We start from the raw sequence: 23,061 nt of genomic DNA, 5'->3' as shown, positions 1-23,061 counted from the left end.
AGTTCAGCAGCTTGAAGCACGTGCCGCCGTCACTCGTGAGGAGGTGGTCAGCGCGGCGCTCGGCCTCGCCGTGGCGCTGATCGGCCTGCCCGGCGTATGAACCGCGCGACTATCGGTGGTGCGCGACGGAGGCGTGCGCGTCGACGAGGTCGGGATCGGTGTGGATGGTGGCCGCGGTGAGCCGGGGCACCGCGTGCAGCAGCCGGTGCTCGGCCTCCAGGGCGATGGCGTGCGCCTCGACGACGGTCAGCGTGTCCGCGACCACGACGTCGGTCTCAGCGTGCAGGCGGTGGCCGATCCAGCGCATCCGCAGCGCGGCGACCCTTTTCACGCCGGGGGTGTCGGCGAGGGTCCGCTCCGCGGTGTCGATGAGGGTTGGGTCGACGGCGTCCATCAGCCGGCGGTACACCTCCCGCGCCGCGTCCTTGAGCACGAACACGATCGCCACGGTGATGGCCAGCCCCACGACCGGGTCCGCCCACCGCCAGCCGATCGCGACCCCGCCGGCGCCGACGAGCACGGCGAGGGAGGTGAACCCGTCGGTGCGGGCGTGCAGGCCGTCCGCGACGAGTGCCGCCGAGCCGATCTTCCGGCCGATGCGGATGCGGTACCGGGCGACGACCTCGTTGCCCGCGAAGCCGATCACGCCCGCGACGGCGACCCACGGCAGGTGTGTCACTTCGGCGGGGTTGAGCAGCCGGTCGACGGCCTCGTACCCGGCGAAGAAGGCTGACGCGGCGATGGTGAGCACGATGATGATGCCGGCGAGGTCCTCGCCGCGGCCGTAACCGTAGGTGTACCGGCGGTTGGCAAGCCGGCGCCCGACGATGAACGCGACCCCGAGCGGCACGGCGGTGAGCGCGTCGGCGGCGTTGTGCAGCGTGTCGCCGAGCAGCGCCACCGAACCGGAGAACAGCAGGATGACGAGCTGCAGGGCGGCGGTGGCGCCGAGGACGAGCAGCGAGATCCACAGCGCGCGGATCCCTTCTTTGGAGGACTCCAACTGGCTGTCGACCTTGCCGGCGGAGTCGTGGGAGTGTGGCGTCAGCAGGTGCCCGGCGCGATGCCGCACCGCCGCCCACCGAGAACCTCCATGCTCGTGGCCATGCGCGTCGCTCATGCCCCCACAATATGTGCTCATGTACGCACGCGACAATGTTGCAATTGCCAACTGCGCGCAACTGCCGTTGGTTCGACTGTTCTTGGCACTCCTCCGTTCGGATGATCTGCGCATCGGTAGAATGGGTGAATGGTGGTGATCGTTGCCGCCGACGACGACCCGGACATCCGGGCCGGCGTGTCGGCGATACTCCGGCGGGCCGGGCACGACGTCACGATGTGCGCCGACGGGGCAGAGCTCGTCGACGAGGTCCGCAAGCGGCTGCCGGCCGTCGTGGTCACGGACAACCAGATGCCGGTGATGACCGGCCTGCAGGCCCGCGCGCTGTTGCGGCAGTGGTCGGAGACCGCCGACATCCCGGTCGTGCTGGCCAGCGGATCGGTGACACCGACAGAGGTCACCGACGTGCTCGGCGACGGCGACCAGCTGGTCCAGAAACCGTTCACCCGGCGACAGCTGACCGAAGCCGTCGCCGCAGCGTTGCGGTACGCCGCAACGGCCTGACGTTCCTGGTTCGCCCGAAGGTCAGGATGCTTGACCGGCGTCGCCGCTCAGCTGATCATCGTGACGACCGGGCTCTTGCCACCTGCAGGGCACGGCGCCCGCTGTGGTCGTGGGCGCTGTACTGCGTCGGTGTAGCGAGTCGACGGATTGGGTAACTGCGCGTCGGCGATCCGGGCACCGCAGCACCTCCCCGCGGCTGCGGCACCTGCAGGTGGCTCGGGTCCGTGTGCGTGGCGGAAGGAGCTGGGTGGCGGAGTTGGTGCAGGTGCAGCAGGTGCCGGCGGGTGGGCACGCATGCCTGACGTTCACGGACGCGGACGAACGCCTCGACCTGCTTGCCGTGTTCATCGGCGACGGGCTGGACGCCGGCGCGCGGGTCGTGTGCTACAGCGACGGGATACCGCCGGCGGTGTTCGTCGACGAGCTGACGCACCGGTCGGTGCCGGCCACCGCGGCCGCGGAGCATGGCCAGTTGGTGGTGGCCGACTGCGCTGCAGGGTGGCTCGGCGCGGACACCGCGACGGCCGAGCAGATGCTCGACGCGGTCCGAGGGCAGGCGCGCTCCGCGGCGGAGGCCGGCTTTTCGGGCCTGCGGGTCGCCGCGGACATGGCATGGGCCGCCCGCCCGCACGCCGCGGCGCATGAGCTGCTGCGCTTCGAACACGGCTTCCGTGACGTGCTCACCGGCGGTGGATTGACCACGATCTGCCAGTACGACCGGTCGGTGTTCGACCCAGTCACCTTGGCGTTCGCCGCCGATGTCCATGGTCAGGCAGTCGCTGCGCAGGTGTATCACGAGGACCCGCTGCTGCGGATCTGCCGGCAGTACCGTCCGGCCGGGATCCGGATCGCCGGTGAGCTGGACTTCCGTCACCTCGACGTGCTGCAGCAGGCCCTCGCAGAAACGCTGCGGCTGGACGAGTGCCCGCAGGTCAACCTGCGGCGGCTGCGGTACGTGGACGGGACGTGCGCGGCGGCGATCGTGCGCGCCGCCACGCAGCTGCCGGCCGGGCGGCGCATGGAGGTGGTCTGCGGGTCGCTGCCGGCCACGATGCTGCGGCTGTGCGGCGCGGACACGGTTGGCAGTGCACGGCTGACGGTACGGGAGGCGACATGACCGGGACCGCACGGTTCCGCGCCACGCCCGACGGCCAGCCACACCGCGTGGAAAACGAAGCAGCGCGGCCATCGCCCGCACCGCCCACGACGGATCAGCTTCCCCAGGCGACGATCGACCTGCGGCAGTCGTTCACCATCGCCGATCTGTACACGCTGCGGGCGGCCGTCGAGGCTCACGCCACCGCGGACGGCGTCGCCCGCCACACCGTCGACGCGCTGCTGATCATCGTCAGCGAGCTCGCCACCAACGCGGTGCTGCACGGCGGCGGCCGCGCCGACCTGACGCTTTCCCGGGGCGGCAACGACCTCGTCTGCGTCGTCAGGGACCACGGCCCGGGCCTGCCCGATCCGCAGGACGCCGGACGCACCGAGGTGTCACCGTCTGCGCTCAACGGGCGAGGGCTGTGGATCGTGCGCCAGCTCAGCAAGCTGACCATCACCACCGGACCGGACGGCACCACCGCCACGGCCATCGTCGCCGCGCCGCCCGGCGACGTACATGCATCCTGAATGGCATCACCATCAGTCGGGTTGACGCTTTACCGGCCCGCGGTCGCAGGTCCAGAGGCCCGAACTCGTCGACGCACACGACGGGTTCGTAGTGGCCGGTGTCGCGTACGGGCGGGCGGGCCGCGTCGGTCGACGCTTAGTCGGCCACCGTGAGCAGGGCGGCGAGCTGGCGCATGATGCCGGGCCGGGCGCGGTAGTACACCCAGGTGCCCCGGCGTTCGGCGTCGACGAGGCCGGCCTCACGCAGGGTCTTCAGGTGGTGGGAGATCGTCGGGCCGGAGAGCTCGAACGCCGGGGTGAGGTCGCACACGCACGCCTCGCCGCCCTCCGCCGAGGCGATCATCGACATGAGCTGGAGCCGGACCGGGTCGCCGAGGGCCTTGAACGCGGGTGCGAGCACCGTCGCGGTCTCGGCGGGGATGCGGCGCTGGGCGATCGGCGGGCAGCACGGGGCGTCGGCGGCGTTGAGGTCGGTGAGGGTGAGCAGCCCGGCTTGCTTCGACATATTTCTAGGTTGACAGAACTCGAAACAGCGTGCAACTGTTTGATTCGACAAACGTCTAGTTCGACCGATGTCCAAACAGGGAGCTACGACCATGTTCCGGTTTCGCCGCTACAACCGCCGCTACGCCGCCGCTGGACTCGCCGCGGTCGGTGTCGGCGCCGGGATGGCTCATCGGCACACCGTTGGCTACAGTTTCATCGTAGATCGGCGATAAACGATGACGGTGGTGGATCGTGACCGAACTGCTCGACCGGGCGACCGCGGAGACCTACGCGTCGTGGTTCCGGGCCCTCGCCGACCCGTCACGGGTGCAGATCGTGGAGTACCTGGCGCGGCAGGGACGGCCGATGAGCGTCGGCGACCTGGTGAAGGCGGTGGGGCTGGCACAGTCGACGGTGTCGCAGCACCTGAAGATCCTCACCGAGGTCCGGTTCGTGCCCGTCGAGGCCGTCGGCAACGCCCGGCACTACCGCATCAACCAGGCCTGCATCGGCTGCTTCCCGTCCGCCGCCGACGTCGTCATGGGCCGACCGGCACCCACCCCGATCGGAGACTGCGCATGACCACCGCACCTGCCCGCGCGACGGTGACGATCCGGGCGATGACCGCCGGCGACGCAGACCACGTGCTGGCGATCTACCAGGCCGGGTTGGACGGCGGCAACGCCAGCTTCGAGCACACCGCCCCCGACTGGGCCACCTTCGACGCGGGCAAGCTCCCCGGGCACCGGTTCGTCGCCGTCGACGGCGCCGGCGCCGTGCTCGGCTGGGTCGCCGTCTCGCGGGTCTCGGCGCGACAGGTGTACGCCGGTGTGGTCGAGCACTCCGTGTACGTCGACCCGACCGCACAAGGCCGCGGGGTCGGGCGGGCGCTGCTCCAAGCTCTCATCACTTCCACCGAGGCGGCCGGGATCTGGACCATCCAGTCCGGCGTCTTCCCGGAGAACACCGCCAGCCTCGCCCTGCACCACGCCGCCGGGTTCCGCACCGTCGGCGTCCGGGAACGCGTCGGCCGGCACGCGCCGCACGGCAACCGCTGGCGTGACGTGGTCTTCATCGAACGCCGCAGCCCGTACATCACCTGACCCGACCCCTCCCGCACATCCGGCAGTGCCGGACTGCGCCCACATATTTCGACGTTTCTCAAGACAGGAGCCATTTCGTGAACACATCGCCAGTCGTCGTCATCGGCGCCGGACCGGTCGGTCTCGCCGCCGCCGCCCACCTCGCCGAACGGGACCTGCCGTTTCTCGTCCTCGAGGCCGGTGACGGCCCCGCCGCGTCCGTGCGGCAATGGGGGCACGTGCGGCTGTTCTCCCCGTGGCGGTACAACGTCGACGCCGCCGCCCGCCGTCTCCTGCTCGACGCCGGCTGGGTCGAGCCCGACGCCGAGGTCCTGCCCACTGGTGGTCAGCTCGCCGCCGACTACCTTCAGCCGCTCGCGGACCTGCCCGCGCTGAAGCCGCACGTGCGCTACGGCGCTCGGGTCGAGGCCGTCACGCGCCTCGGCCTGGACCGGATCCGTACCACCGGGCGCGAGCAGGCGCCGTTGCTGGTCCGGATCGCCGACGGCGACGACATCCTCGCCCGAGCGGTCATCGACGCCTCCGGCACGTGGACCACCCCGAACGTTCTCGGTGCGTCCGGCATCCCGGCGCGGGGTGAGCGGGCGGCGGCCGGGTTCGTCGAGCACGCGCTGCCCGACGTGCTCGGCGCCGACCGGGACCGGTTCGCCGGCAAGCGCACCGTCGTCGTCGGCGCCGGGCACTCCGCGGCGAACACGCTGCTGTCCCTCGCCGACCTGGCCGGACAGGAGCCCGGCACGAGCGTCGTGTGGGCGATCCGCGCGACCGACCCGGCCCGCACCTACGGTGGCGGCGCGGCCGACGCGCTGCCGGCCCGCGGCGCGATCGGCTCCCGGCTGCGCGAGCACGTCGAGAACGGCACCGTCGAACTGGTGGCCGGGTTCTCGGTCCAGTCGGTCACGGTCGAGGGCGGCCGGGTGCGGCTGTCCGGCGGTACCGGCGACATCACCGCCGACCGGATCGTGTCGGCCACCGGCTTCCGGCCCGACCACGGCATCGTCAGCGAGCTCCGCCTGGATCTCGACCCCGTCCTCGGCGCCACGCGGGCACTCGCGCCGCTGATCGACCCGAACGAGCACTCCTGCGGCACCGTCCCACCGCACGGTGCCGACGAGCTCACGCACCCCGAGCCCGGCTACTTCGCCGTCGGCGTCAAGTCCTACGGCCGCGCGCCCACGTTCCTGCTCGCCACCGGCTACGAGCAGGCCCGCTCCGTCGTCGCCGCCCTCGCCGGCGACTGGACCGCCGCCCGCGACGTCCAGCTCGACCTGCCCGAGACCGGGGTCTGCAACAGCAACGCCCCGCTCGACGCCGCGACGGTCGAGGGCAACGGCGGCTGCTGCGGCGTCCCCGCCGGAAACCCCGCCCCTGTACCGGCCGGGCGCGGCCTTGCCACGGGCATCTCGGGTGGGCTGCTGTCCACGCCGCTGACCCTGATCACGGCGACCGGGCAGTCCGACCAGCAAAGCGGCTGCTGCGGCTGATGCCACCCACCCGCACTCCGGTGACCGCCGCCTCCGACGTGAGCGGCGGTCACCGCGGGTTCCACGGCTGGCGGATCGTCGCCGTCTTCGCCGTCACCCAGACGGCCGGCTACGGCTGCCTCTACTACGCCTTCGCCGTCCTGCTGCACCCGATCGCCGCCGACCTGCACACCTCGACGGCCGCCGTGACCGGCGCGCTGACCACCGCCCTGCTCGCCTCCGCCGCCATGGCGATGCCCGTCGGCCGGTGGCTGGACCGCCACGGCGGCCGAGTGCTCATGACCGCGGGGTCCGCCGCCGGGGCACTCCTGCTCGCCGCCTGGTCCCAGGTGCAGGCGCTGTGGCAGCTGTACGCGGTGTTCGCCGCCCTCGGTGCCGCGATGGCGATGGCGCTGTACGAACCGGCCACCGCCGTCATCGTCGCCTGGTTCGATCCGGCGCGCCGCGCGAGAGCGCTCCTCGGCATGATCGTCGTCGCCGGGTTCGCCAGCACCATCTTCATGCCCCTCACCGGCCTCCTGGAGCACCGGTACGGCTGGCGCGGCACCCTGCTCGTCCTCGCCGCCCTCTACGCTGCCGTCACGGTCCCGCTGCATGCGATCGTCATCCGCCGTCCTTCGCAAGGTGCGGCCACGCGTCGGTCGACGTCTGCGACACGACGGGCCGAGGTCCGGGCAGCGGTCCGCGACGCCCGGTTCTGGTGCCTGGCGGTCGCGTTCGTCGCCCACGGCGCCGCGATGAGCGCGATGACCGTGCACCTCGTCGGGTTCCTCGTCACCGTCGGGCATCCAGCCACGTTCGCGGCCACCGTCGCCGGGCTGCTCGGCGTGCTGTCGGTCACCGGCCGACTGTTGCTCACCGCAGCACGGCGCCGCTTCCGGATCCATGTCGTCGTTGCGGGCATCTTCGTCGTCCAGGCCGCCGCGGCGATCAGCCTGCCGTTCATCGGCGGTACCCGCCTCGGTGCGGTCGTCGCCGTGACCGGCTTCGGGATCGGGTTCGGCGTGGCCAGCCTCGCCACCCCGAGCCTGCTCGCCGACCGGTACGGCACCACCGCCTACGCCAGCATCGCCGGCACGCTCAACACCCCGGTCACGCTCGCCAAGGCCGGCGCACCGCTCGGCGCGGCCGCCCTGTACACCCTCACCGGCAGCTACCCGCCGGTCCTTGTCGCGATCGGCATCGGCAGCCTCGCCGCCGCCGCCGGCATACTGGCCCGTGCCGCATCACCGGCCCCGCCTCCGGCCGTCAACTCCGCTGGCGTTGTTGCGTAGGGTCCCGCCCCTGGACGCACCGCGGCCCGGGTCGTCGCCGCTCGGCCTCGCCGCCGGCGCAGTGGCGGGCGTGCTCGGCGGCATGACTGGCAGCGGCTGATAGGACATCCCAACGCGCTACTGGTCCTGGGAATTGGAGACGGCGGCCGCCGTTCGGGTCCTTCGATAACGCAGGTACCGGTGAATCCAGAGCGGCACTGCGATCACCCAGACCACCGCGAGCAGCCGCATCCAACCGGTGTTCAGCGTGACGATAGCCACGAAACACAGCGTTCCGAACGCGGCATACAACCAGTAGTAAGGGGCAACCGCCTTGTCGACGTTGCGCAAGAACTGATCAGCCCGATCAACATGCCGCATGGAGCTCATGATCCCAGACAACGGCCAGCCGCCGTCAATCACGCTTCGCCTGGGGGCTCTCCTCCGCACCAGTCCTCGGCATGATCGGGAGTCATGTCGTACTCGTCGACGTCCAAGACCGCTCCGGTGGCCTGAAGGAAGTCGAGAACCTCACGGTCGAGATGCCAACCGAACAGGTTCGGGGTCTCGCCGGCGGTATCGCTGCGGTCGCGCTGCTCGGCCTCCTGGCCGTTGAAGTAGCGCACGACCTCCAGGACGGCGCCAGATCCTTCGCCCTCGGTGTCCAAGCGGTTGGCCAGTGCGGCGATCGCCGCGGTGTGTGGCACGAGTCGTTCGATGATGCGGGCGACCTGATCGTCAACACACAGCCCCGGTTCGCGGCAGACGATCCTCCAGCAGTGTCGGGCCGGGATGACGTTGGGTTCTATCCAGCGGCTGCCGCGGACGTCGGTTTCGTCGGGCTCGACTCCGAGGATGGCTGCCATCTCGGCCGCCGAGGTGCTGCGGCTGAACAGCGCGAAGTAGGCGTACTGGTTGACGTGCACTGGTGAAGAATAGAAGCCGTCCTGGCGGCAGGTGTGCGCATTTTGACTGAGCTGGAGTGCCTGGTCCTGGTCATAGGCCGTCGAGGAGTGAGAGGGTCGTGTCGGAAGGGCGGTAACGGCCGGGCCTCGCGGTCAGGGGCGTGGTCAGGGCCAGCGCCTGCTCTTTGGCGGACATGTCGGCGTGGACGCAGGCGTCGGTGGAGCGGACGCTGGCGTGGCCGAGCCAGAGCGCGATGACGGTGGTGTCGACGCCTGCGTGGAGCAGCGACATCGCGCAGCAGCGGCAACCGGTCCTCACGCCAGTCCTTGCCCCGGACGGAGAAGGCCTCTGCCGCGATCGCGTCCAACGAAGCGTTCTCCGGCTGGACCAAAACCTTCACCGACCCATGGCTCTACGCCGCGATCGTCGACCGGATCACCTTCGGCGGCAACATCATCGAGGCCGGCACCGACTCATACCGTCTCGCCCAGACCCGTGGCCAACTCGCCGGAATCGACCCGTCCAGGCCGCGCAGCCGGCACCTGCTGTTCACTTGACCAGGTCCATTGCCTCACTAATAATTGAGTCAATGAGCGCTGAGCTTTCTTCGGTTCAACGGCGCGCCCGGATCCATGCCGCGCTCGGTGACCCGGCGCGCCTGGCCATCGTCGACACGCTCACGCTCGGCGACGCCTCGCCCGGCGAGATCGCCCGGGCCCTGGACCTGCCGACGAACCTCGTCGCCCACCACGTCAAGGTGCTCCAGGACGCCGGCGTGCTCGTGCGGACCCGCTCCGAAGGCGACCGGCGCCGCACCTACCTGCGCCTCGAACCCGACGCCCTCGCCTCCCTCACGCCGCCGCCGCTGCGGGACGTGCCGCGGGTCGTGTTCGTCTGCACGCACAACTCCGCCCGCTCACAACTGGCCGCCGCCCTGTGGGCGGACCGGGCCGACATCCCGGCCGCCTCGGCCGGGACCCAGCCCGCCGAGCGGGTCCACCCCCGCGCCGTCGCCGTCGCCCGCCGGCACGGCCTGATCATCGACGCGACCGGCACCGCGCACGTCGCCGACGTCGTCACCGACGCCGACCTGGTCGTCGCCGTCTGCGACAACGCCCACGAGGACCTCACCGCCGGCGTCCGGCCCCGGCTGCACTGGTCGGTCCCCGCCCCGGCGGACACCGACGCCGCGTTCGAGGCCGCGTTCGCCGACCTCGCTACCCGGGTCGACCGCCTCGCCCCCGCCGTGCACTCCGTTCCCCCACAACGCAAACACCAGACAGGAACCCCAAGCTCGTGAACCCCACCCTGTGGCGACGGCTGCTCGCCGAGTTTCTCGGCACCGCGCTGCTCGTCACCGCCGTCGTCGGCTCCGGCGTCATGGCCACCCGCCTCAGCGACGACATCGGCCTGCAACTGCTGGAGAACTCCGTCGCCACCGCCCTCGCGCTCGGCGCGCTCATCCTCACCTTCGGCCCCGTCTCCGGCGCCCACCTCAACCCCGTCGTCTCCGCCGCCGACTGGTTCCTCGGCCGTCGCACCGGCACCGGGCTCACCGCCCGCGACCTCGCCGGCTACGTCACCGCCCAGGTCGCCGGGGCGATCGCCGGAGCCGTGCTGGCCGACCTCATGTTCCGGCTGCCCGCGATCGACTTCGCCGACAAGGAGCGCACCGGCGGCGACCTGTGGCTCGGCGAGGTCGTCGCCACCGCCGGCCTGCTCCTGCTCGTCTTCGCCCTCGCCCGGTCCGGCCGGACGTCCGCGGCACCCGCAGCGGTCGGCGCGTACATCGGCGCCGCGTACTGGTTCACGTCTTCCACGTCGTTCGCGAACCCGGCCGTGACGATCGGCCGCGCGCTCACCGACACCTTCGCCGGCATCGCCCTCACGTCCGTGCCGGGGTTCATCGCCGCCCAACTCGTCGGCCTCGCCGTGGGCGTCGGGCTGCTCCTCGCGCTCTACCCGTCCGTCGGCAGCGCCGCCGACGACGTCGTCGTCGTCGCCCACGGCGTCCCCCAGCAGGAAGGCGACACCAGGTGAGCACCCGGCCCAGCGTCCTGTTCGTGTGCGTGCACAACGCCGGCCGCTCCCAGATGGCCGCCGGCTGGCTGCGCCACCTCGCCGGCGACACCGTCGAGGTCCGCTCCGCCGGTAGCGACCCCGCCGACCGGATCAACCCCGTCGCCGTCGAAGCCATGCGCGAGGTCGGCATCGACATCACCGCCAACACCCCGCGCAAACTCGACTGGGACACCGCCGAATCCTCCGACGTGCTCATCACCATGGGCTGCGGCGACGTCTGCCCCGTCTTCCCCGGCAAGCGCTACCTCGACTGGAAACTCGACGACCCCGCAGGCCAGGGCATCGACGCCGTCCGCCCCATCCGCGACGCCATCAAGGCCCGCGTCGAACAGCTCCTCACCGAACTCCCCGTCAAGGCACACTGACGACGCCGCCCCTGGCACAGCTTGCGGCCCGTCGTCGCGACGGTGCGCGGCGAGCAGTGCCGCCGGCTGGCCCGGTAGCCGCTCCATCGGCGGTCATGCGCTGACGTTGGTCCCGGTCGGTGTCGTCACGTCGCCGCCCGGCGTGGCCAGCCCATCCGGCGGCACACGGGGTTTGGCGATCCCCTCGACGGCGCGTCCCGCCGCGGGCAACGGCTCGGACGATGCCGGGGCCTCAGCGAACGTCCGCTGCCGGACACCGACGCCGGTGCGTTCGAGAGCTGACTCAACCGGGGAGGCCTTCCGCCGCTGCAACCGGAGCGCGGGCACGGCGCCCCGCAACAGGATGGCGGAATGTACCACCGCGAAAGCGGCGGCGTTGAGGATCCCCGGCGTGGGGTCGCGCAGCAGTCCCCACCCGGACACGGCCATGAGCACGCCGATCGCGGCCAGCGAGGGCGCGACGGCGGCAGGCTGCCACCCGCTGCTTCCGCGCTTGGGCGTCACCACGAACCTCGCCGGTCGTCGCAGCAGCGCGCGGACCGTGCAGACGATGCCTATCCAGAAACTCGTCGCTGCGAGAGTGAAGGCGGTGTAGGTGTACGTGCCGAATCCGGCGGCCGCGACGCTGGCGATGGAGAGCAGAAAGTATGGCGCGAAGTGGAGAAGGAAGTCCGCCGCGCTCGCGGACGCCAATGGCTGCCATCCGAACGCGATACGCACCAACGGCATCAGCATGTAGATGAGGAGGGTCCAGCCGTACAGGAAGTACGAGGCGGACAGCAGGTACTGCAGCCGCAGTCGCATCGGCAGCCGCGAGCGCAGCACGAGCGGGATCGCCGAGATGCATCCGCGGGACCAGCGCAGCTGCTGGCTCACGTACGACGACATGTCCTCCGGTCCCAGGCCCTGGGCCAGCACCTCGGGCACGTACACCGACTTCCAGCCGTCCGCGTGCAGTCGCACGGACAGCTCGAAGTCCTCGGTGACCGTTTCCTCGGGAAAGCCGCCCGTTGACTCGAGTGCGGCACGGCGGAAGACGATGTTGGTGCCGCAGCAGAACATCGAGCCCAGCCCGGCCTTGCCGTTGGCGATGCTGCCGAAGAACAGCGCCTGCTGCGACCACGCCGCCTGGGCCACCGCGTTCTCGGCGGCGTTCGCGTAGTACTGCGGTGACTGCACGAACGCGACGTCGCGGCTCTTGAAGTAGCCGACGGTGGCTTCGAGGAACCGCGGGCCGGGCACGTGGTCGCAGTCGAGGACCGCGACCAGCGGCGAACGCGTGCGCTTCAGGGCGTCGTTGATGTTGCCGGCCTTCGCGCCCCGGTTCGACCCGCGGCGCAGGTACTTCGCCCCGAACCGCTGCGCGAGGGCTCGCACCTCGGGGTTGTTCCCGTCGTCCAGGATCGCCACGCGTGGTCGTGCGCCCTTGAGCCGGACCGCGGCCTCCACGACGGGCGCGATGATCTCCACGGGTTCGTTGTAGACGGGGATCAGCACATCCACGTACACCTTGGGGGTCCGGCGGAACCGGGGCCGCGGTGACGTCCGGTTGTGCGCACAGGTCCACCAGAATCCGAGCGCCTGCACCAGATTGAACGTCTCGGCCAGGACCAGCACCCAGTACAGGACCGGATCGCCCACCCGGCCGGGCTGCAGCAGCCATCCGAAGTACCACACCGATGCGGTCAGGCTCAGCATGACCAGCAGCCGAAACGCCGCCGCCTCACGCCGGCTGGCGCGTCGCGGCTGCCACCGTGGCGCGGTGGTTCTCGGGTCGGCTCGCTGGTCGGGTTCCGCCTCGGTCATGGTCATGGTCATGGTCATTGCAGGATCCAGATCGTGACGTTCTCCCGGTGCTCCACCCGCTGCACTGTCCGCCCTCCGGTGTCGAGTTGTGCCAGCGCCTGGCCCACCAGGCTCGCGTTGTCCGGGTTGTCGAGATAGCTGGCCATGAGGAACGTGCGGCCACCGTGCTGCGCCGGCAGCGGGACGCCGCCCCTGATCGGCACGGCGGTGACGGCGGGGTGGTAGTAGCGCACCAATACCTCGAGGTACCCGGGGGCGAACAGGATGACGTCACCGGGGCGGGCCTCCTCGTTCACGAGACGAAAGGCGCCGTTGTAGTCGTAGAGCCTCGGATTGGACGAGTTCAGTTGCTGGTCCCCGAGGCCGACGATCATGGTCAGCGCGATCGCGGCGACCGCCGTCGCTCTCGCGGTCGTGGTTCGCAGCCAGCCGGTCGCCGCGCGGGCGGCGAGGATGAGCAGCGGTGGCAGCACCGAGATGAAGTACCGCAGCTCGAAGAAGGACCGCTGCTTCGTGCCGAGCAGGTACGCGAGTGCGAACGGAACGATGACGAGCGACACCAGCAAAGCGGTGGAGCGGGAGCGTCCCCGGCCGAGCAGGAGCAGGATGACGAGCATGCCGACCGGCCAGAGCGCGACCAGCTGCTCCATCGCGGCGTCGGAGTGGTAGCCCCACATCGCCCAGGTCAGATTGGCCAGGATGACGTACAGGGAGATGAAGCGCGAACCGTCGCCGCCCGTCGGAGTACTGCTCCCGGCGGCGCCGGCGCTCGACCCGATGAAGTCCCCGACCTGCTCCCCCGCGTACGGAACCAGCGGCAGCAGCAGCACGAGCGTCACCACGGTCGCCGACAACCACCCGACCAGCAGTCTGCGCGCCATCTGCTCGCGCTTGAGCCCGCGCCGGATCACGATGGCGGCGAACACCAGGTGCTGGGTGCACAGCTGCAGCAGCGAGAAGTAGTGGGTATAGACGAGGCCGGCAGAGGCGACCGCGAACAGGCCCCAGTCCAGCCATCCCCCACGCCGGATCGCTCGTGCCTGTCCGAGCACGGCGAGGAGCGACCAGAAGATGTAGAACGCGTACATCCGCGCCTCCGCGGAGTACCAGACGGCGACGGGAGACACCGCGATGAGCAGCGCCGCCGCGACACCCGCGCGCCGGTCGTAGAGCTCACGGGCGGCCAGGTACACCAACGGGATGGAGAGGGTGCCGATGACCAGGGAAGGGATGCGGACCGCGAGCGGACCGTCGCCGAACAGGCGGATGTCCAGCCAGAGAACGCTGCCCCACAGCGGCGGATGGACGTCGGCCGAGCGAAGGTCGTGCAGCATGGTGAGGTACGGCAGGCGTGCCTGTCCGATGCTGATCGCCTCGTCGAGCCACACGCTGCGCAGCGGAACCACGCGCAGCAGTGCCCCGACCGCGACGATGACGGCCAGCGCCGCCGGAACACGCAGCGACCGGGGTTTGCCCACGCGCTCCGGGTTCACCGGTGCCGCCGACGTCCCGAGCTGTTCAGTGGAGGAATCATGCGGGATCGGCGGCGCCGCTTGTGCGGTGCTGTTGCTCACGCGTACTCCAGCAGGTCGTGGGGCCGGCCGACGCGAAGGCGGACGCAGACCTGCTCGCTGGGCTGCACCCCGGCGCGTTGCAGCACGGTGAGTGCGTCGACCTCGTCAGCGCCGTGGATGAGGCCGACGATCCGGTCGCCGTGCGCCGACCAGGTGTCGGTATGCCGGCACCGCATCCGCAGATCCTCGGCGTCCGGCAGTGCCGCTCCGGACAGCTCGACGACCGTCACGACGTCACCACCCGTACGGTGATCGGCCCGGCGAAGCGCGAGCCGGGCCGCTTCGGCAGCCAGCACGAGCCGGATCCGCCCCGCGGTCCGCTCCCAGGTGAACTGCGCGGACCATGCACAGGCCCGTGATGCCCATGCCGCCGCCTCCGAGGAGCGGCCGAGGCGCTCGATGAGGCCGACGATCGCGTCGGCGAGCTGCGACTCGTCGTCGATCAGCACGCCGGTTCGACCGTCGAGAACCGCGTCCTGCACTCCGGCCACCCGCAGTGCCACCGCCGGCACGCCGAGCGCGGCGGCCTCCAGGATGCTCAGTCCCCATCCTTCGCCGGTTGACGCGCTGACGGTGATCCACGCCGTCTGCAGTACCGCTGTCCGCTCGGCATCAGTGACGCGTCCGTAGATGACGACGGATGCTTCGAGCCCGAGCCGATTGACGTGCGCGCGAACGCCGTCGAGCTCGGGGCCGTCGCCGACCAGGTGCAGCTCCAGCTCGCCCACCTCGGTCCTGGCCTTGGCGAAGGCCTCGAGCACGAGGTCCATCCGTTTGTGCGGCACGAGGCGACTGACGCAGACGATGCGCGGCCGGGCCGCCCGGCGTCCGATGTCCGGCACAACGGGGCGGTCCATCCCGCACGGGACGATGAAGACCTTCCCCTTGAGCCCGAGCTCCCGGCGAATCGCGTTCCGGGAGGAGGGCGAGACGGTCACGATCGCACGGTGGCCGTAGACCACTCCGGTGGCGGTCTTCTCCAGCCAGCGGCCGATCCACCGCATCGGCCAGCCGAAGTACTCCGCGAACTGTCGCTGGTGGACGTGGTGGATCAGGAGAACCACCGGGACCCGCCGCCCGACCGCGAGCGGGGCGAAGAACGGAATCCCGTTCTGGGAGTCGACGACACCGTCGATGTGCTTGCGGTGCCGCCAGAGCCACACCAGCACCGCGAGGTAGACCGTGAACGTTCCCCCCATACGGACGATGCGAAAGCCGTGCCGCTCCTCGACGCCCGGGCGACCGGATACTCGAGCCGTCAGGTATGTGACCCGCACGCCCTGCCGCACAAGGTGCTCGGCGACCTGCTCGCAGTACAGTTCGGCGCCGCCGGCGCGCGGGTGACTCCTGTCCCGCCAATTGAGCACAGCGACGTGCTGAACCGTCACCGCGTTTCCTCCCCGGATCGAATGAACGAGTTTCTGTCAGCGGACGCAGATCATGGTTCGAGAAGCATTCTTTCCCGCTCCAGCGGCTGGGCGATGATTGCGGGTCGCAACACCAAAGGGTCGCCGGGGCCGCTGCCCAGAATGCGGAGACTGATCAATTCCAGATAGGCCCGGGCCCCGTCTCTGACCAGACGCAACGTCGAGCCTCCGCGCTCCGTCCAGTCGACCGGCAGTTCGGTGATCGGAATGTTCGCCCGGTGCGCCAGGGCGAGCAATTCGAGGTCGAACGCAAATCCTGACAGACGTGATTGCATGAAGAGCTGCCGGGCGAGCGGCGCCTGGAAGAATTTGAAGCCGCACTGCGTGTCGGACAGGTCACCGACCATGCCCCGGCTCAGCGACCGGAATCCGATGCTGCCCACACGCCGGATCAAGGGCTGGCGGACGAGGAGCCGGCCGCCACTGCAGTACCTGGATCCGACAACGATCCGGTGACCGGCGGACAGGAGCCCGACGACGCCTGGGATCAGGTCGGCGGGTGTCGACGAGTCCGCGTCGCAGAACCCGACCCAACGCGCCCGCGAGGTCAGGATTCCTCGCCGGACGGCAGCTCCCTTCCCCTGGCGGGAGCAGCCGATCACGTGGACGCGCAGACCGTCGCAGGCGTGGTCGGCGACGTCCGCGGTCCGATCCGTGCTGCCGTTGTCGACGACCACGATGCCGACGCTCCACGGCAGCCGGGCGGTCTTGTTCGCCAGGTCCCGCAGCGTCGCGCCGAGGCGGGCTTCCTCGTTGTATGCCGGGATGATGATTTCGAGGTCCACCGCGGGTCGCGCGACGTCGGAAATGAGGGATCCGCCGACACCGCCGGCCTCGACAGGAGGTTCAGAGTCTTCCTGAATTCCTCGTTGCTGAAGGCGCAATTTCACAACCTTACCTGTGCGGAATTTGAGCGATGATCGCTGCGGCCGTAAATGGCCGAAGAATAGGTGATTCCCTTGCTGCCGGCTCTTGCATCGAGTCCGCATCCGGCAGGGCCGACGCACAATGATTGAGCTTTGTCACCGAGCCTAGCAGCCCCTTGTACCCGCCTGCGGAAGAATGAGGAGTTCGCCTAGCCGGGAAGGCCGGCCGTCGGAGTGTTCAGCGACGGCGGAAGCGATGCCGAATATCTGCCGATCAGGCCCGCAGATGCGCCGCGGATCGGGCCGGGGTCGTCGAGATAGTGATCCGGCATGAAGTTCCACGCGAAGAGCCCGTCGTTCGTCAGCCCCGCCATCGAGGAGTCCGTCAACACCGTCCCGGTGAACTTGGTGAAGGCTCTCACCTGGCATTCGGGGCTGCCCCACAGCTTGAAATGCGAAATCATGACCGGTTTGCCGTACGAGCCCAGCTGTCGCACGGAAGTCCGGATCTGGGGGACCAGCGCGCTCTGCCCGTCGTGCTCGTAGTCGCAGGCGTGCATCTGCTGGACCGCGGTGAAGTCGCTCGCGGCGATCGCGTCGGACCAGAACGACAGGTCGCGGTCGCCCCAACTGCCCCACAGGTAGCCGCCGAAGCCGAGTGCGACACGTGCACCAGCGTATTCAGCGCGGACGGCCGCGGCCGCCTCGAGGTATGCCGCCTTCAGGCGCCCGGGGTACCCGGGGTCGGACGAGTAGGTCTCCCACTCGGTGAAGAGGACGACGTAGAGCGGCCCGAAGTGCGGCCCGCTGCCCTTCAACGCCGAGGTGACGACCTTGATGTCGCGTTGAAACTGTTCACTGACCGCGTACTCCGGGTGGTCCGCGAGCCACACCACCAGCTCGACCGCCTTGCCGGACCCGTAGAGATCGGAAATCGTCGACGGCCGGGCGTACCCGCTGATCCACGCCAGATCCTCGGGGCCGTTGTACCAGGTCGTGACCATGCCCATGCCGGTGTCGCGGTACAGCGGGGCCGCGACGGCGTCCCCGATCCCGGGACCCAGGCCCCAGAGCACCCGGGCCTGTGCGCGCGGCGACGACGCCCGGTTCGACGCATCGAAGGCGGCGCGGTCAAGGTGGAGGTTGCGATCGCACGCGTCGGTGACGAGGTCGTTCGCGAAGCTCAGGGACAGCGTGTGCGCACCTGCTCCCCATGAGCCGGCGATGGCGTAGTCGGCCCATGAGGACGCGTGCACCTGGACCGTCTCGACCGGCCGGCCGTCAACCTGTACCCGCATGGCCGGGGCGCCGGAGCACTGGTCGCCGCGAGCGCGTACGACGAGCTGGGCCCCCGCCGGCACGGTGAGTTCCGCGCTCGCGGTCGCGTCCGTCCACATCCGCAGGGCTTTTCCGCCGTTGGCCTCGGGATCGCGGTACGTGCCGGCCGCGCCGGACGTCACCCGCATCGACTCCGCCTCCAGAACCACGGTGGTGCCACCGCTCCCCGTGGCGCGCACGAACAAGCCGTACCCCAGCAGCACGGCCGTGATGGACACATACTGGATCCACCGCATTCTCGTCATGTGCCTGTTCACGCCTGAGCGGCCCGTCGCTTCGGTCGCAACCGCCGCAGGAACGTCCGGACGCGGGCCACTTCGTCGTCCCGCAGCAGCCGGGCCCGGACGGCGGCGACCGCATAGAGGGCGAGGCCGACTGCGATCACCGCCAGGGCGGGCAGCTCCGGCACGACATCGGCTGCCGCGAGCAGGACCACCAGCGGCGCGAGAGCCATCGGGTATCGCAAGGCGACCCTCCGGCTCGGCCAGGACGTGCCGTAGTGGCTGACGAAGAGTTGACCGAGCACTACCGCCCCGGTCCAACTCCCCACGGCGAAGGCGACGGCGGCGCCCGTCGTTCCCCACCGGGGCACGGCCACGACGAGGGCGACCGCCTCGACCGCCAGCGCGATGGGGACCCGCCGCGCCAACGACGCCGTCAGGCCGCGCGCGTAGAGCGTCTTGAGCAGCATGTCGGCGGTCAGCAGCCCCAGGGTGCCGACGGCAAGGATGCGCAGCAGGTCCGCGCCGCGTTCGTACGGCGCGGGAAAGAACAACGCCAGCGCGGTTTCCGGGGCGACCAGCAGGATCAACTGCAAGGGCACCAGCGCGAGCGGCACCCATCGGTAGGCGGCGAGAAACCAGGATCTCACCGCGGCCGCGGTCTCCGCCTTCGCGATGAATGGGAACACGGCGCTGCTGAGGGCCTCGGCCACGAAGTACGGCGCCCGCGCGAGCACCGCCGCCGCCTGGTAGACCGCGATGTCGCCCGCGCCCACACCGTGCCGCTGGCCGATGAGGCTCAGGGCAACGACATCGGTCGTCAGGATCAGGCTGACCGCGGAGGTGGCGATGCCCATCGACACTGCTCGGGATGTGGTGGCGCGCCAGGCTATCGGGCCGGGCCGGGGCAGCCGGTCCCGCAGCGCCCAGGCGCCGACAACCGCCGCCGCGATCGCGCCCCCCAGGAATCCGACGGCGGCCCCGCCGATCCGCAGCTGCACCAGGCTCACGAGCATCAGCGTCAACGCGACCTTCACGCCGATGCCCGTCGTCTGCATGAAGCCCAGGCCGTCGAAGCGCCGCTCTCCGTGCAATGCTCCCTGCAGGGTCGTGCTCACCGAGGCGATCGCGATCGTCACCGCGATCACCGCGGCCGTCGCGACGGAGATGCCGGGCACCACGCCGCGAGTGATCTGCGCACCCACGAAGACGAGCGCGAGCAGGGCGCCGAAGCCGAGATTGCCCACCAGAGCAGCCCGATACGCCGCGTCGACGCCGAGTCGGTTGTCCGCCTGCGCGATGACGCCCGTGAGGGCCCAAGGGAAGCCGGCGGACAGCAGGGCGGAGCAGAGGAACTGGACGTTCTGCAGGACGCTGACGGAGCCGAACTGCGACGGCGTCAGCATCCAGGCCAAGCCGACCCCGAGGCCGTAGTTGAGGACGGCGCCGACCCCGAACCGGAGCATGAGCACGACCCCGCTGGCCGCGGCCGAGCGCTGCCGGGTGAGACTAAGCATGGCGCGGGGCCGATCCTTCGCGGGCCAGCACCCACCGGGCGCGGCCGCTGGCGGCGATGTACGCGACGGTCCGGTCGAGCACTTCGATGCGGTTCGATGTGCCGATGGTCCAGTCGTGGAAGTTGAGGTTGAAGTGCTCGCGGGCCTCGTCGAAGAGACGGCAGAGGCTGTTCACCATGTGGTCGACCACGCTCTGCGGCGACGGCTGTGCGGGGTCGACGCGAGCGCTCAGGAAGTCGACGTCCAGGGGTGACAGTACGGGGATCTCGGTCAGCTGCCTGCGCCGGAACGGAGCTGGCCGCATGAGCCAGACGAGGTTGGCGACGCGGCTCGCGGGACGCCTTGTCCGATCGCGCCAGACGAGGTCCAGGTTGAGCAGGACGAGTCCGGCCCGGCGCAGCAGCCGGACCCGGTCGAGACCGAGGCGGCTGATGAGTTTGCCGGCCAGGCCGATGACGTCGCCACGGCCGATGACGAGGGGCGAGGTGGCTTCGTCGACGAAGCGGATCTCCCGGTTCGAGGCCCAGGCGTAGCCCCGGCGCTCGAAGATGTCGTACGTGGCGGCGTCGAAGAATCTCGGCGCGCCGAGGTGTGGCGAGCGAAAGCCGACCGGACGGGTGCCGGTGAGCTCGACGATCCTGGCCTCCACGCCCGCCAGGTCGGCCTCGAACTGCCGGTTGTCGGCGGCGGTCATGTGTGCCGGGTTGGTGTGGTCGTACCCGTGGATGGCGATCTCGTGCCCGGCGTCCGCGATGCGGGTGATCAGTTCCGGCTGCTCCTCCACGATCTTGCCGGTGGTGTTGAACACCGCTCTGGCGCCGTGGCGCCCCAGCACGCCGAGCAGCGCGGTGGTGGCGGAGGCCAGGTCGTAGGGCATCGCGGCGGGCATGCCCCACGTGCTCTCATAGTCGAAGAAGATTGTCGTGTTCACTGCTCGGTGGTGCATGACGCGTTACCAAGTTCCTTGGTCGACGTGGCGATGTCCCAGGTGACGTCGGGCTTCCTGCCGATGTGCACGCGGGTGTGGACGGTCAGGGCGACGTATCCGACGAGCGCGAGGGGTCGTCTGCGCAGCTGCGCCAGGAAGGCGCGGACGAGGATGCCGCGGGGGACGCGGTACGACGCGGGGATGCTGAGGTCCGCGAGCGCCCGAGCCAGCTCGGCGCTCGAATGCTGGAAGCGCTCCGACTGGCGCAGGTGGTCGCGAAGGGTGGCGGGGACCCGGAACCGCACCCGGACCTCGCGGGCGTACTTCGGTTCGTAGCCGAGCTGACGGGCGCGGAAGTAGACGTAGGCGTCGTTGCTGACGAGCGACGCCGGCAGCTCGAGCCGGCGGGCGAATTCCTCCCCCAGGACCAGGCATGCCCCCCGGAACGCCAGATAGTTCGAGCCACCGTCCCAGTGGGCGGCGGCCTGCTCGACCGCCGACGAACCCGCGACCACGCACTTCTCGACCAGGGTGCGGCCAGCGAGCGGCACGGCGTTGACGGCCATCACCCCGTACATGGGCCGGAAGTCGCGGGCGGCGCACGAGACGAAGTCCGGCGCGCCGACCGCCACGTCGGCGTCGAGGAGGATGAGGATGTCACCGTCGAAGCCCGACAGGAGCTGGTTCATGCGGGTCGTCTTGCCGAGCCGCTCCCGCGAGTCGCGGAGCTTCACGCGCTGGTCGGAAAAGCCCCGCACGATGGCGGCGGTGTCGTCTGATGAGCCGTCGGAGGCGACGACGATCTCGACGAGTTCGTAGCCGGTCTCGTCCTGCGCGAGGAGGCCGCGCAGGAGGCGGCCGATGTTGGCGGCCTCGTTGTATGCGGGAATGCCGATGGAGACCCGTGGGGTCCGCAGCGAGGTCACCGGCTGCCTCCGGGACGACCCGCATGCGATCGGAACCTGGTGGAGGTCCGCGAGCGCCCGGCTAATCGCAGCCGCACCCGGCGGTAGGCAGCGCGGGACACCGAGGCGACGGCCTGCCCGCCGAAGCGGAGCACCATCGCGAGCACCGGCAACGGATCCGGCCCACTCCCTTCGAGCCAGGCACCATGGCTGCGCACACCCGGCGTCGCCGCCGGCACCGGCAGGCGGGCCAGCCGGTGCAGTACCCTGGCCGGCGCATAGAGATTTTCCACGATCAGCCGGCGCGAGCAGTCCTGATCGCCCGCCGGCACCGTCCGGCCGGTCATGGCCAGGTGCAGAGCGCGCACCACATCGACGCCGTCCTCGGTCTGGCCGAACCTGAACTGCGCGCCGACGCGAGGGTTGAAGTCCACCAGCTTGAGGCGGCCGTCGCGCCGGTCGTACCTCCAGTCGAGGTCATTCACCCCGCGGTAACCGATCTCCTTGCAGAACCTCTCGGTCAAAGCGCTCAGCGCCGGGTTTCGGGCCGAGCGCGCATCGGCGGTGCACCCGCGTCCCGGCGGCCACGCGTATGCCTTCCGGCCGACGAAGCTCAACGCCGTCGCCGATCCCTCGTCGCAGTAGGCGTGCACGAACCAGTCCTCGGCCTGCTCGTGCGGGATGTACTCCTGCAGCAGCACGCGTGAGAGGTCGTCGAACCCGGCGAAGCGGTTCAGGAGTTCAGGTGCACTGGACACGATGGTCGTCGTCGGCACCGCCGCCGCTCGCAGCCGCGTCCACGGCGCGACGTTCTTGGCGACCACCGGGAACGTCAGCTCGCCCGCGAGCCTCAGCAGGTCCTCGCGGGAGGTGGGAAAGACGGTGTGCGGCGTCGGGACGTCGTGGGCCGCGCACAGCTCGAACAGCCCGCGTTTGCTCGCCAGTCGCCTCGGCAGGGTCGGCGCCACCCGCGGCAACAGGAAGTGCTCCCCGAGCGTGGCAGCGTGCTCTGCCAGCAGTACGGCGGCTTCGTCGTCGGTGGCCACCGGAACGACGGGTCGTCCGATCGAGCGGCCGATCGCGCACAGGTTCTCGACCAGCCGCCCGGTGTCGTGCCACTGGCTGTGCGGCCACACGAAGCGGCCGACGACGTAGCGCGAGAGCGCGATCGGGGTGAGGCGGTCTTCGGTGATCACGTACACCGGGACGCCGAGCCGGCCCAACGAGCGGACCACACCGAGCGTGCCGGCGTGTACCGGATAGTGGCCGATCCTGACGAGCAGGGCGGGTACTGAGGTGTCGAGCCGCACTGCCGGCATGCGGTTCCTGTCAAGCATCACGAAGCTCCTGCTGGGGGCACGGCCGCGTCGCCTCTCCGGCGGTCGGGGTCGTCAGGTGGTCGGTACGGCGGCGCGCAGCGCCTCCGTACGGCGGACAGCCATCTGCCCAGAGCGGACCTCGCAAACCTCCATGCGTAGGTGAGAACACGAGCGAATGGCCCGTCACCCCTGGCTCCCCCGGCGCTCATCGTCGACCCGGTCATCGCG

General features: G+C 70.4%; 25 protein-coding genes. 11 read left to right on the top strand and 14 right to left on the bottom strand.

Features of this window, described 5'->3' with window-relative positions:
• Positions 1-109: 109 nt before the first annotated feature.
• Positions 110-1,120, bottom strand: coding sequence for a cation diffusion facilitator family transporter (locus tag ACFY3L_RS00715; protein ID WP_389316942.1), 1,011 nt, complete (start codon positions 1,118-1,120; stop codon positions 110-112).
• Between the two features lie 129 nt (positions 1,121-1,249).
• Here ACFY3L_RS00715 and ACFY3L_RS00710 point away from each other — a divergent pair, with 129 nt between their 5' ends.
• From ACFY3L_RS00710 to ACFY3L_RS00700, 3 genes are all read left to right on the top strand, one after another.
• The gene (locus ACFY3L_RS00710) at positions 1,250-1,624 is read left to right on the top strand and encodes a response regulator (protein ID WP_389316939.1); all 375 of its coding nucleotides are present in this window, start codon (positions 1,250-1,252) and stop codon (positions 1,622-1,624) included.
• A gap of 247 nt (positions 1,625-1,871) precedes the next feature.
• Entirely contained in the window at positions 1,872-2,741 is an 870-nt protein-coding gene (locus ACFY3L_RS00705; RefSeq protein ID WP_389316936.1) for an MEDS domain-containing protein, read from the top strand.
• Positions 2,738-3,253 (top strand): ATP-binding protein, encoded by a 516-nt coding sequence (locus tag ACFY3L_RS00700; protein ID WP_389316933.1) that lies wholly within the window; start codon positions 2,738-2,740, stop codon positions 3,251-3,253. Before ACFY3L_RS00705 ends, ACFY3L_RS00700 begins: the two co-directional genes overlap by 4 nt.
• Positions 3,254-3,389: 136 nt before the next feature.
• On the opposite strand, the gene ACFY3L_RS00695 is transcribed toward ACFY3L_RS00700, so the two are convergent.
• A complete protein-coding gene (locus tag ACFY3L_RS00695; protein ID WP_389316930.1) occupies positions 3,390-3,758 on the bottom strand; it encodes an ArsR/SmtB family transcription factor in 369 nt (122 codons plus the stop codon).
• Between the two features lie 230 nt (positions 3,759-3,988).
• Here ACFY3L_RS00695 and ACFY3L_RS00690 point away from each other — a divergent pair, with 230 nt between their 5' ends.
• The 4 genes from ACFY3L_RS00690 to ACFY3L_RS00675 all read left to right on the top strand — a co-directional run bounded on the left by ACFY3L_RS00690 (position 3,989) and on the right by ACFY3L_RS00675 (position 7,600).
• Positions 3,989-4,321: an ArsR/SmtB family transcription factor gene (locus ACFY3L_RS00690; RefSeq protein WP_389319115.1), complete on the top strand. Its 333-nt coding sequence runs from the start codon at positions 3,989-3,991 to the stop codon at positions 4,319-4,321.
• Positions 4,318-4,842 (top strand): GNAT family N-acetyltransferase, encoded by a 525-nt coding sequence (locus ACFY3L_RS00685; protein WP_389316927.1) that lies wholly within the window; start codon positions 4,318-4,320, stop codon positions 4,840-4,842. The genes ACFY3L_RS00690 and ACFY3L_RS00685 overlap by 4 nt, the downstream gene beginning before the upstream one ends.
• Before the next feature lie 77 nt (positions 4,843-4,919).
• Positions 4,920-6,326 carry an FAD-dependent oxidoreductase gene (locus ACFY3L_RS00680; protein ID WP_389316924.1) on the top strand — a complete coding sequence of 469 codons (1,407 nt, stop codon included), beginning with the start codon at positions 4,920-4,922 and terminating at the stop codon, positions 6,324-6,326.
• Positions 6,326-7,600, top strand: coding sequence for an MFS transporter (locus ACFY3L_RS00675; RefSeq protein WP_389316921.1), 1,275 nt, complete (start codon positions 6,326-6,328; stop codon positions 7,598-7,600). Before ACFY3L_RS00680 ends, ACFY3L_RS00675 begins: the two co-directional genes overlap by 1 nt.
• Before the next feature lie 117 nt (positions 7,601-7,717).
• Here ACFY3L_RS00675 and ACFY3L_RS00670 read toward each other — a convergent pair whose 3' ends face one another.
• The 3 genes from ACFY3L_RS00670 to ACFY3L_RS00660 all read right to left on the bottom strand — a co-directional run bounded on the left by ACFY3L_RS00670 (position 7,718) and on the right by ACFY3L_RS00660 (position 8,803).
• Positions 7,718-7,960: a hypothetical protein gene (locus tag ACFY3L_RS00670; protein ID WP_389316919.1), complete on the bottom strand. Its 243-nt coding sequence runs from the start codon at positions 7,958-7,960 to the stop codon at positions 7,718-7,720.
• Between the two features lie 38 nt (positions 7,961-7,998).
• Positions 7,999-8,505 (bottom strand): DUF4279 domain-containing protein, encoded by a 507-nt coding sequence (locus tag ACFY3L_RS00665; protein WP_389316916.1) that lies wholly within the window; start codon positions 8,503-8,505, stop codon positions 7,999-8,001.
• Positions 8,506-8,575: 70 nt separating this feature from the next.
• Entirely contained in the window at positions 8,576-8,803 is a 228-nt protein-coding gene (locus tag ACFY3L_RS00660) for a hypothetical protein (RefSeq protein ID WP_389316913.1), read from the bottom strand.
• A gap of 8 nt (positions 8,804-8,811) precedes the next feature.
• Between ACFY3L_RS00660 and ACFY3L_RS00655 the strand changes: the two genes are divergently transcribed.
• Genes ACFY3L_RS00655 through ACFY3L_RS00640 form a run of 4 tightly spaced genes read left to right on the top strand, consistent with a single transcriptional unit; the run spans position 8,812 to position 10,932 of the window.
• Positions 8,812-9,042, top strand: coding sequence for an ATP-binding protein (locus tag ACFY3L_RS00655; protein WP_389316910.1), 231 nt, complete (start codon positions 8,812-8,814; stop codon positions 9,040-9,042).
• Positions 9,043-9,074: 32 nt separating this feature from the next.
• On the top strand, positions 9,075-9,785 hold the full coding sequence (locus tag ACFY3L_RS00650; protein ID WP_389316907.1) for a helix-turn-helix domain-containing protein: 711 nt from the start codon (positions 9,075-9,077) through the stop codon (positions 9,783-9,785).
• Positions 9,782-10,525 (top strand): MIP/aquaporin family protein, encoded by a 744-nt coding sequence (locus ACFY3L_RS00645; RefSeq protein WP_389316905.1) that lies wholly within the window; start codon positions 9,782-9,784, stop codon positions 10,523-10,525. Before ACFY3L_RS00650 ends, ACFY3L_RS00645 begins: the two co-directional genes overlap by 4 nt.
• Positions 10,522-10,932, top strand: a complete 411-nt coding sequence (locus tag ACFY3L_RS00640; RefSeq protein ID WP_389316902.1) for an arsenate reductase ArsC — start codon at positions 10,522-10,524, stop codon at positions 10,930-10,932. Before ACFY3L_RS00645 ends, ACFY3L_RS00640 begins: the two co-directional genes overlap by 4 nt.
• 93 nt (positions 10,933-11,025) lie before the next feature.
• Here ACFY3L_RS00640 and ACFY3L_RS00635 read toward each other — a convergent pair whose 3' ends face one another.
• From ACFY3L_RS00635 to ACFY3L_RS00595, 9 genes are all read right to left on the bottom strand, one after another.
• Positions 11,026-12,756: a glycosyltransferase gene (locus tag ACFY3L_RS00635; RefSeq protein WP_389316899.1), complete on the bottom strand. Its 1,731-nt coding sequence runs from the start codon at positions 12,754-12,756 to the stop codon at positions 11,026-11,028.
• Entirely contained in the window at positions 12,753-14,312 is a 1,560-nt protein-coding gene (locus tag ACFY3L_RS00630) for a glycosyltransferase family 39 protein (protein ID WP_389316896.1), read from the bottom strand. The genes ACFY3L_RS00635 and ACFY3L_RS00630 overlap by 4 nt, the downstream gene beginning before the upstream one ends.
• Positions 14,309-15,700, bottom strand: a complete 1,392-nt coding sequence (locus ACFY3L_RS00625; RefSeq protein ID WP_389316893.1) for a glycosyltransferase family 4 protein — start codon at positions 15,698-15,700, stop codon at positions 14,309-14,311. The genes ACFY3L_RS00630 and ACFY3L_RS00625 overlap by 4 nt, the downstream gene beginning before the upstream one ends.
• A gap of 50 nt (positions 15,701-15,750) precedes the next feature.
• A complete protein-coding gene (locus tag ACFY3L_RS00620) occupies positions 15,751-16,623 on the bottom strand; it encodes a glycosyltransferase (protein WP_389316890.1) in 873 nt (290 codons plus the stop codon).
• Positions 16,624-16,814: 191 nt separating this feature from the next.
• Positions 16,815-18,188, bottom strand: a complete 1,374-nt coding sequence (locus tag ACFY3L_RS00615; RefSeq protein ID WP_389316887.1) for a carbohydrate-binding domain-containing protein — start codon at positions 18,186-18,188, stop codon at positions 16,815-16,817.
• 8 nt (positions 18,189-18,196) lie between these two features.
• Positions 18,197-19,681, bottom strand: a complete 1,485-nt coding sequence (locus ACFY3L_RS00610; RefSeq protein ID WP_389316884.1) for a lipopolysaccharide biosynthesis protein — start codon at positions 19,679-19,681, stop codon at positions 18,197-18,199.
• On the bottom strand, positions 19,674-20,612 hold the full coding sequence (locus tag ACFY3L_RS00605; protein WP_389316881.1) for a polysaccharide deacetylase family protein: 939 nt from the start codon (positions 20,610-20,612) through the stop codon (positions 19,674-19,676). The genes ACFY3L_RS00610 and ACFY3L_RS00605 overlap by 8 nt, the downstream gene beginning before the upstream one ends.
• Positions 20,609-21,535, bottom strand: coding sequence for a glycosyltransferase (locus tag ACFY3L_RS00600; RefSeq protein WP_389316878.1), 927 nt, complete (start codon positions 21,533-21,535; stop codon positions 20,609-20,611). The genes ACFY3L_RS00605 and ACFY3L_RS00600 overlap by 4 nt, the downstream gene beginning before the upstream one ends.
• Positions 21,532-22,851: a hypothetical protein gene (locus ACFY3L_RS00595; RefSeq protein ID WP_389316875.1), complete on the bottom strand. Its 1,320-nt coding sequence runs from the start codon at positions 22,849-22,851 to the stop codon at positions 21,532-21,534. Before ACFY3L_RS00595 ends, ACFY3L_RS00600 begins: the two co-directional genes overlap by 4 nt.
• Positions 22,852-23,061: the final 210 nt, after the last annotated feature.

The sequence above is a fragment of the Dactylosporangium sp. NPDC000521 genome (genome assembly GCF_042898305.1).
In the GTDB taxonomy this organism is placed as follows: domain Bacteria; phylum Actinomycetota; class Actinomycetes; order Mycobacteriales; family Micromonosporaceae; genus Dactylosporangium.
Note: the sequence above shows the minus strand (reverse complement) of the source record. Positions and strands in the feature narration are given on the sequence as shown.

Bases quoted from the DNA above. Each gene is read 5' to 3' on its own strand.
- ACFY3L_RS00715 (WP_389316942.1), bottom strand. From the start codon at position 1,120: ATGAGCGACGCGCATGGCCACGAGCATGGAGGTTCTCGGTGGGCGGCG.
- ACFY3L_RS00710 (WP_389316939.1), top strand. From the start codon at position 1,250: ATGGTGGTGATCGTTGCCGCCGACGACGACCCGGACATCCGGGCCGGC.
- ACFY3L_RS00700 (WP_389316933.1), top strand. From the start codon at position 2,738: ATGACCGGGACCGCACGGTTCCGCGCCACGCCCGACGGCCAGCCACAC.
- ACFY3L_RS00695 (WP_389316930.1), bottom strand. From the start codon at position 3,758: ATGTCGAAGCAAGCCGGGCTGCTCACCCTCACCGACCTCAACGCCGCC.
- ACFY3L_RS00685 (WP_389316927.1), top strand. From the start codon at position 4,318: ATGACCACCGCACCTGCCCGCGCGACGGTGACGATCCGGGCGATGACC.
- ACFY3L_RS00675 (WP_389316921.1), top strand. From the start codon at position 6,326: ATGCCACCCACCCGCACTCCGGTGACCGCCGCCTCCGACGTGAGCGGC.
- ACFY3L_RS00670 (WP_389316919.1), bottom strand. From the start codon at position 7,960: ATGCGGCATGTTGATCGGGCTGATCAGTTCTTGCGCAACGTCGACAAG.
- ACFY3L_RS00650 (WP_389316907.1), top strand. From the start codon at position 9,075: ATGAGCGCTGAGCTTTCTTCGGTTCAACGGCGCGCCCGGATCCATGCC.
- ACFY3L_RS00635 (WP_389316899.1), bottom strand. From the start codon at position 12,756: ATGACCATGACCATGACCATGACCGAGGCGGAACCCGACCAGCGAGCC.
- ACFY3L_RS00615 (WP_389316887.1), bottom strand. From the start codon at position 18,188: ATGACGAGAATGCGGTGGATCCAGTATGTGTCCATCACGGCCGTGCTG.
- ACFY3L_RS00610 (WP_389316884.1), bottom strand. From the start codon at position 19,681: ATGCTTAGTCTCACCCGGCAGCGCTCGGCCGCGGCCAGCGGGGTCGTG.
- ACFY3L_RS00595 (WP_389316875.1), bottom strand. From the start codon at position 22,851: ATGCTTGACAGGAACCGCATGCCGGCAGTGCGGCTCGACACCTCAGTA.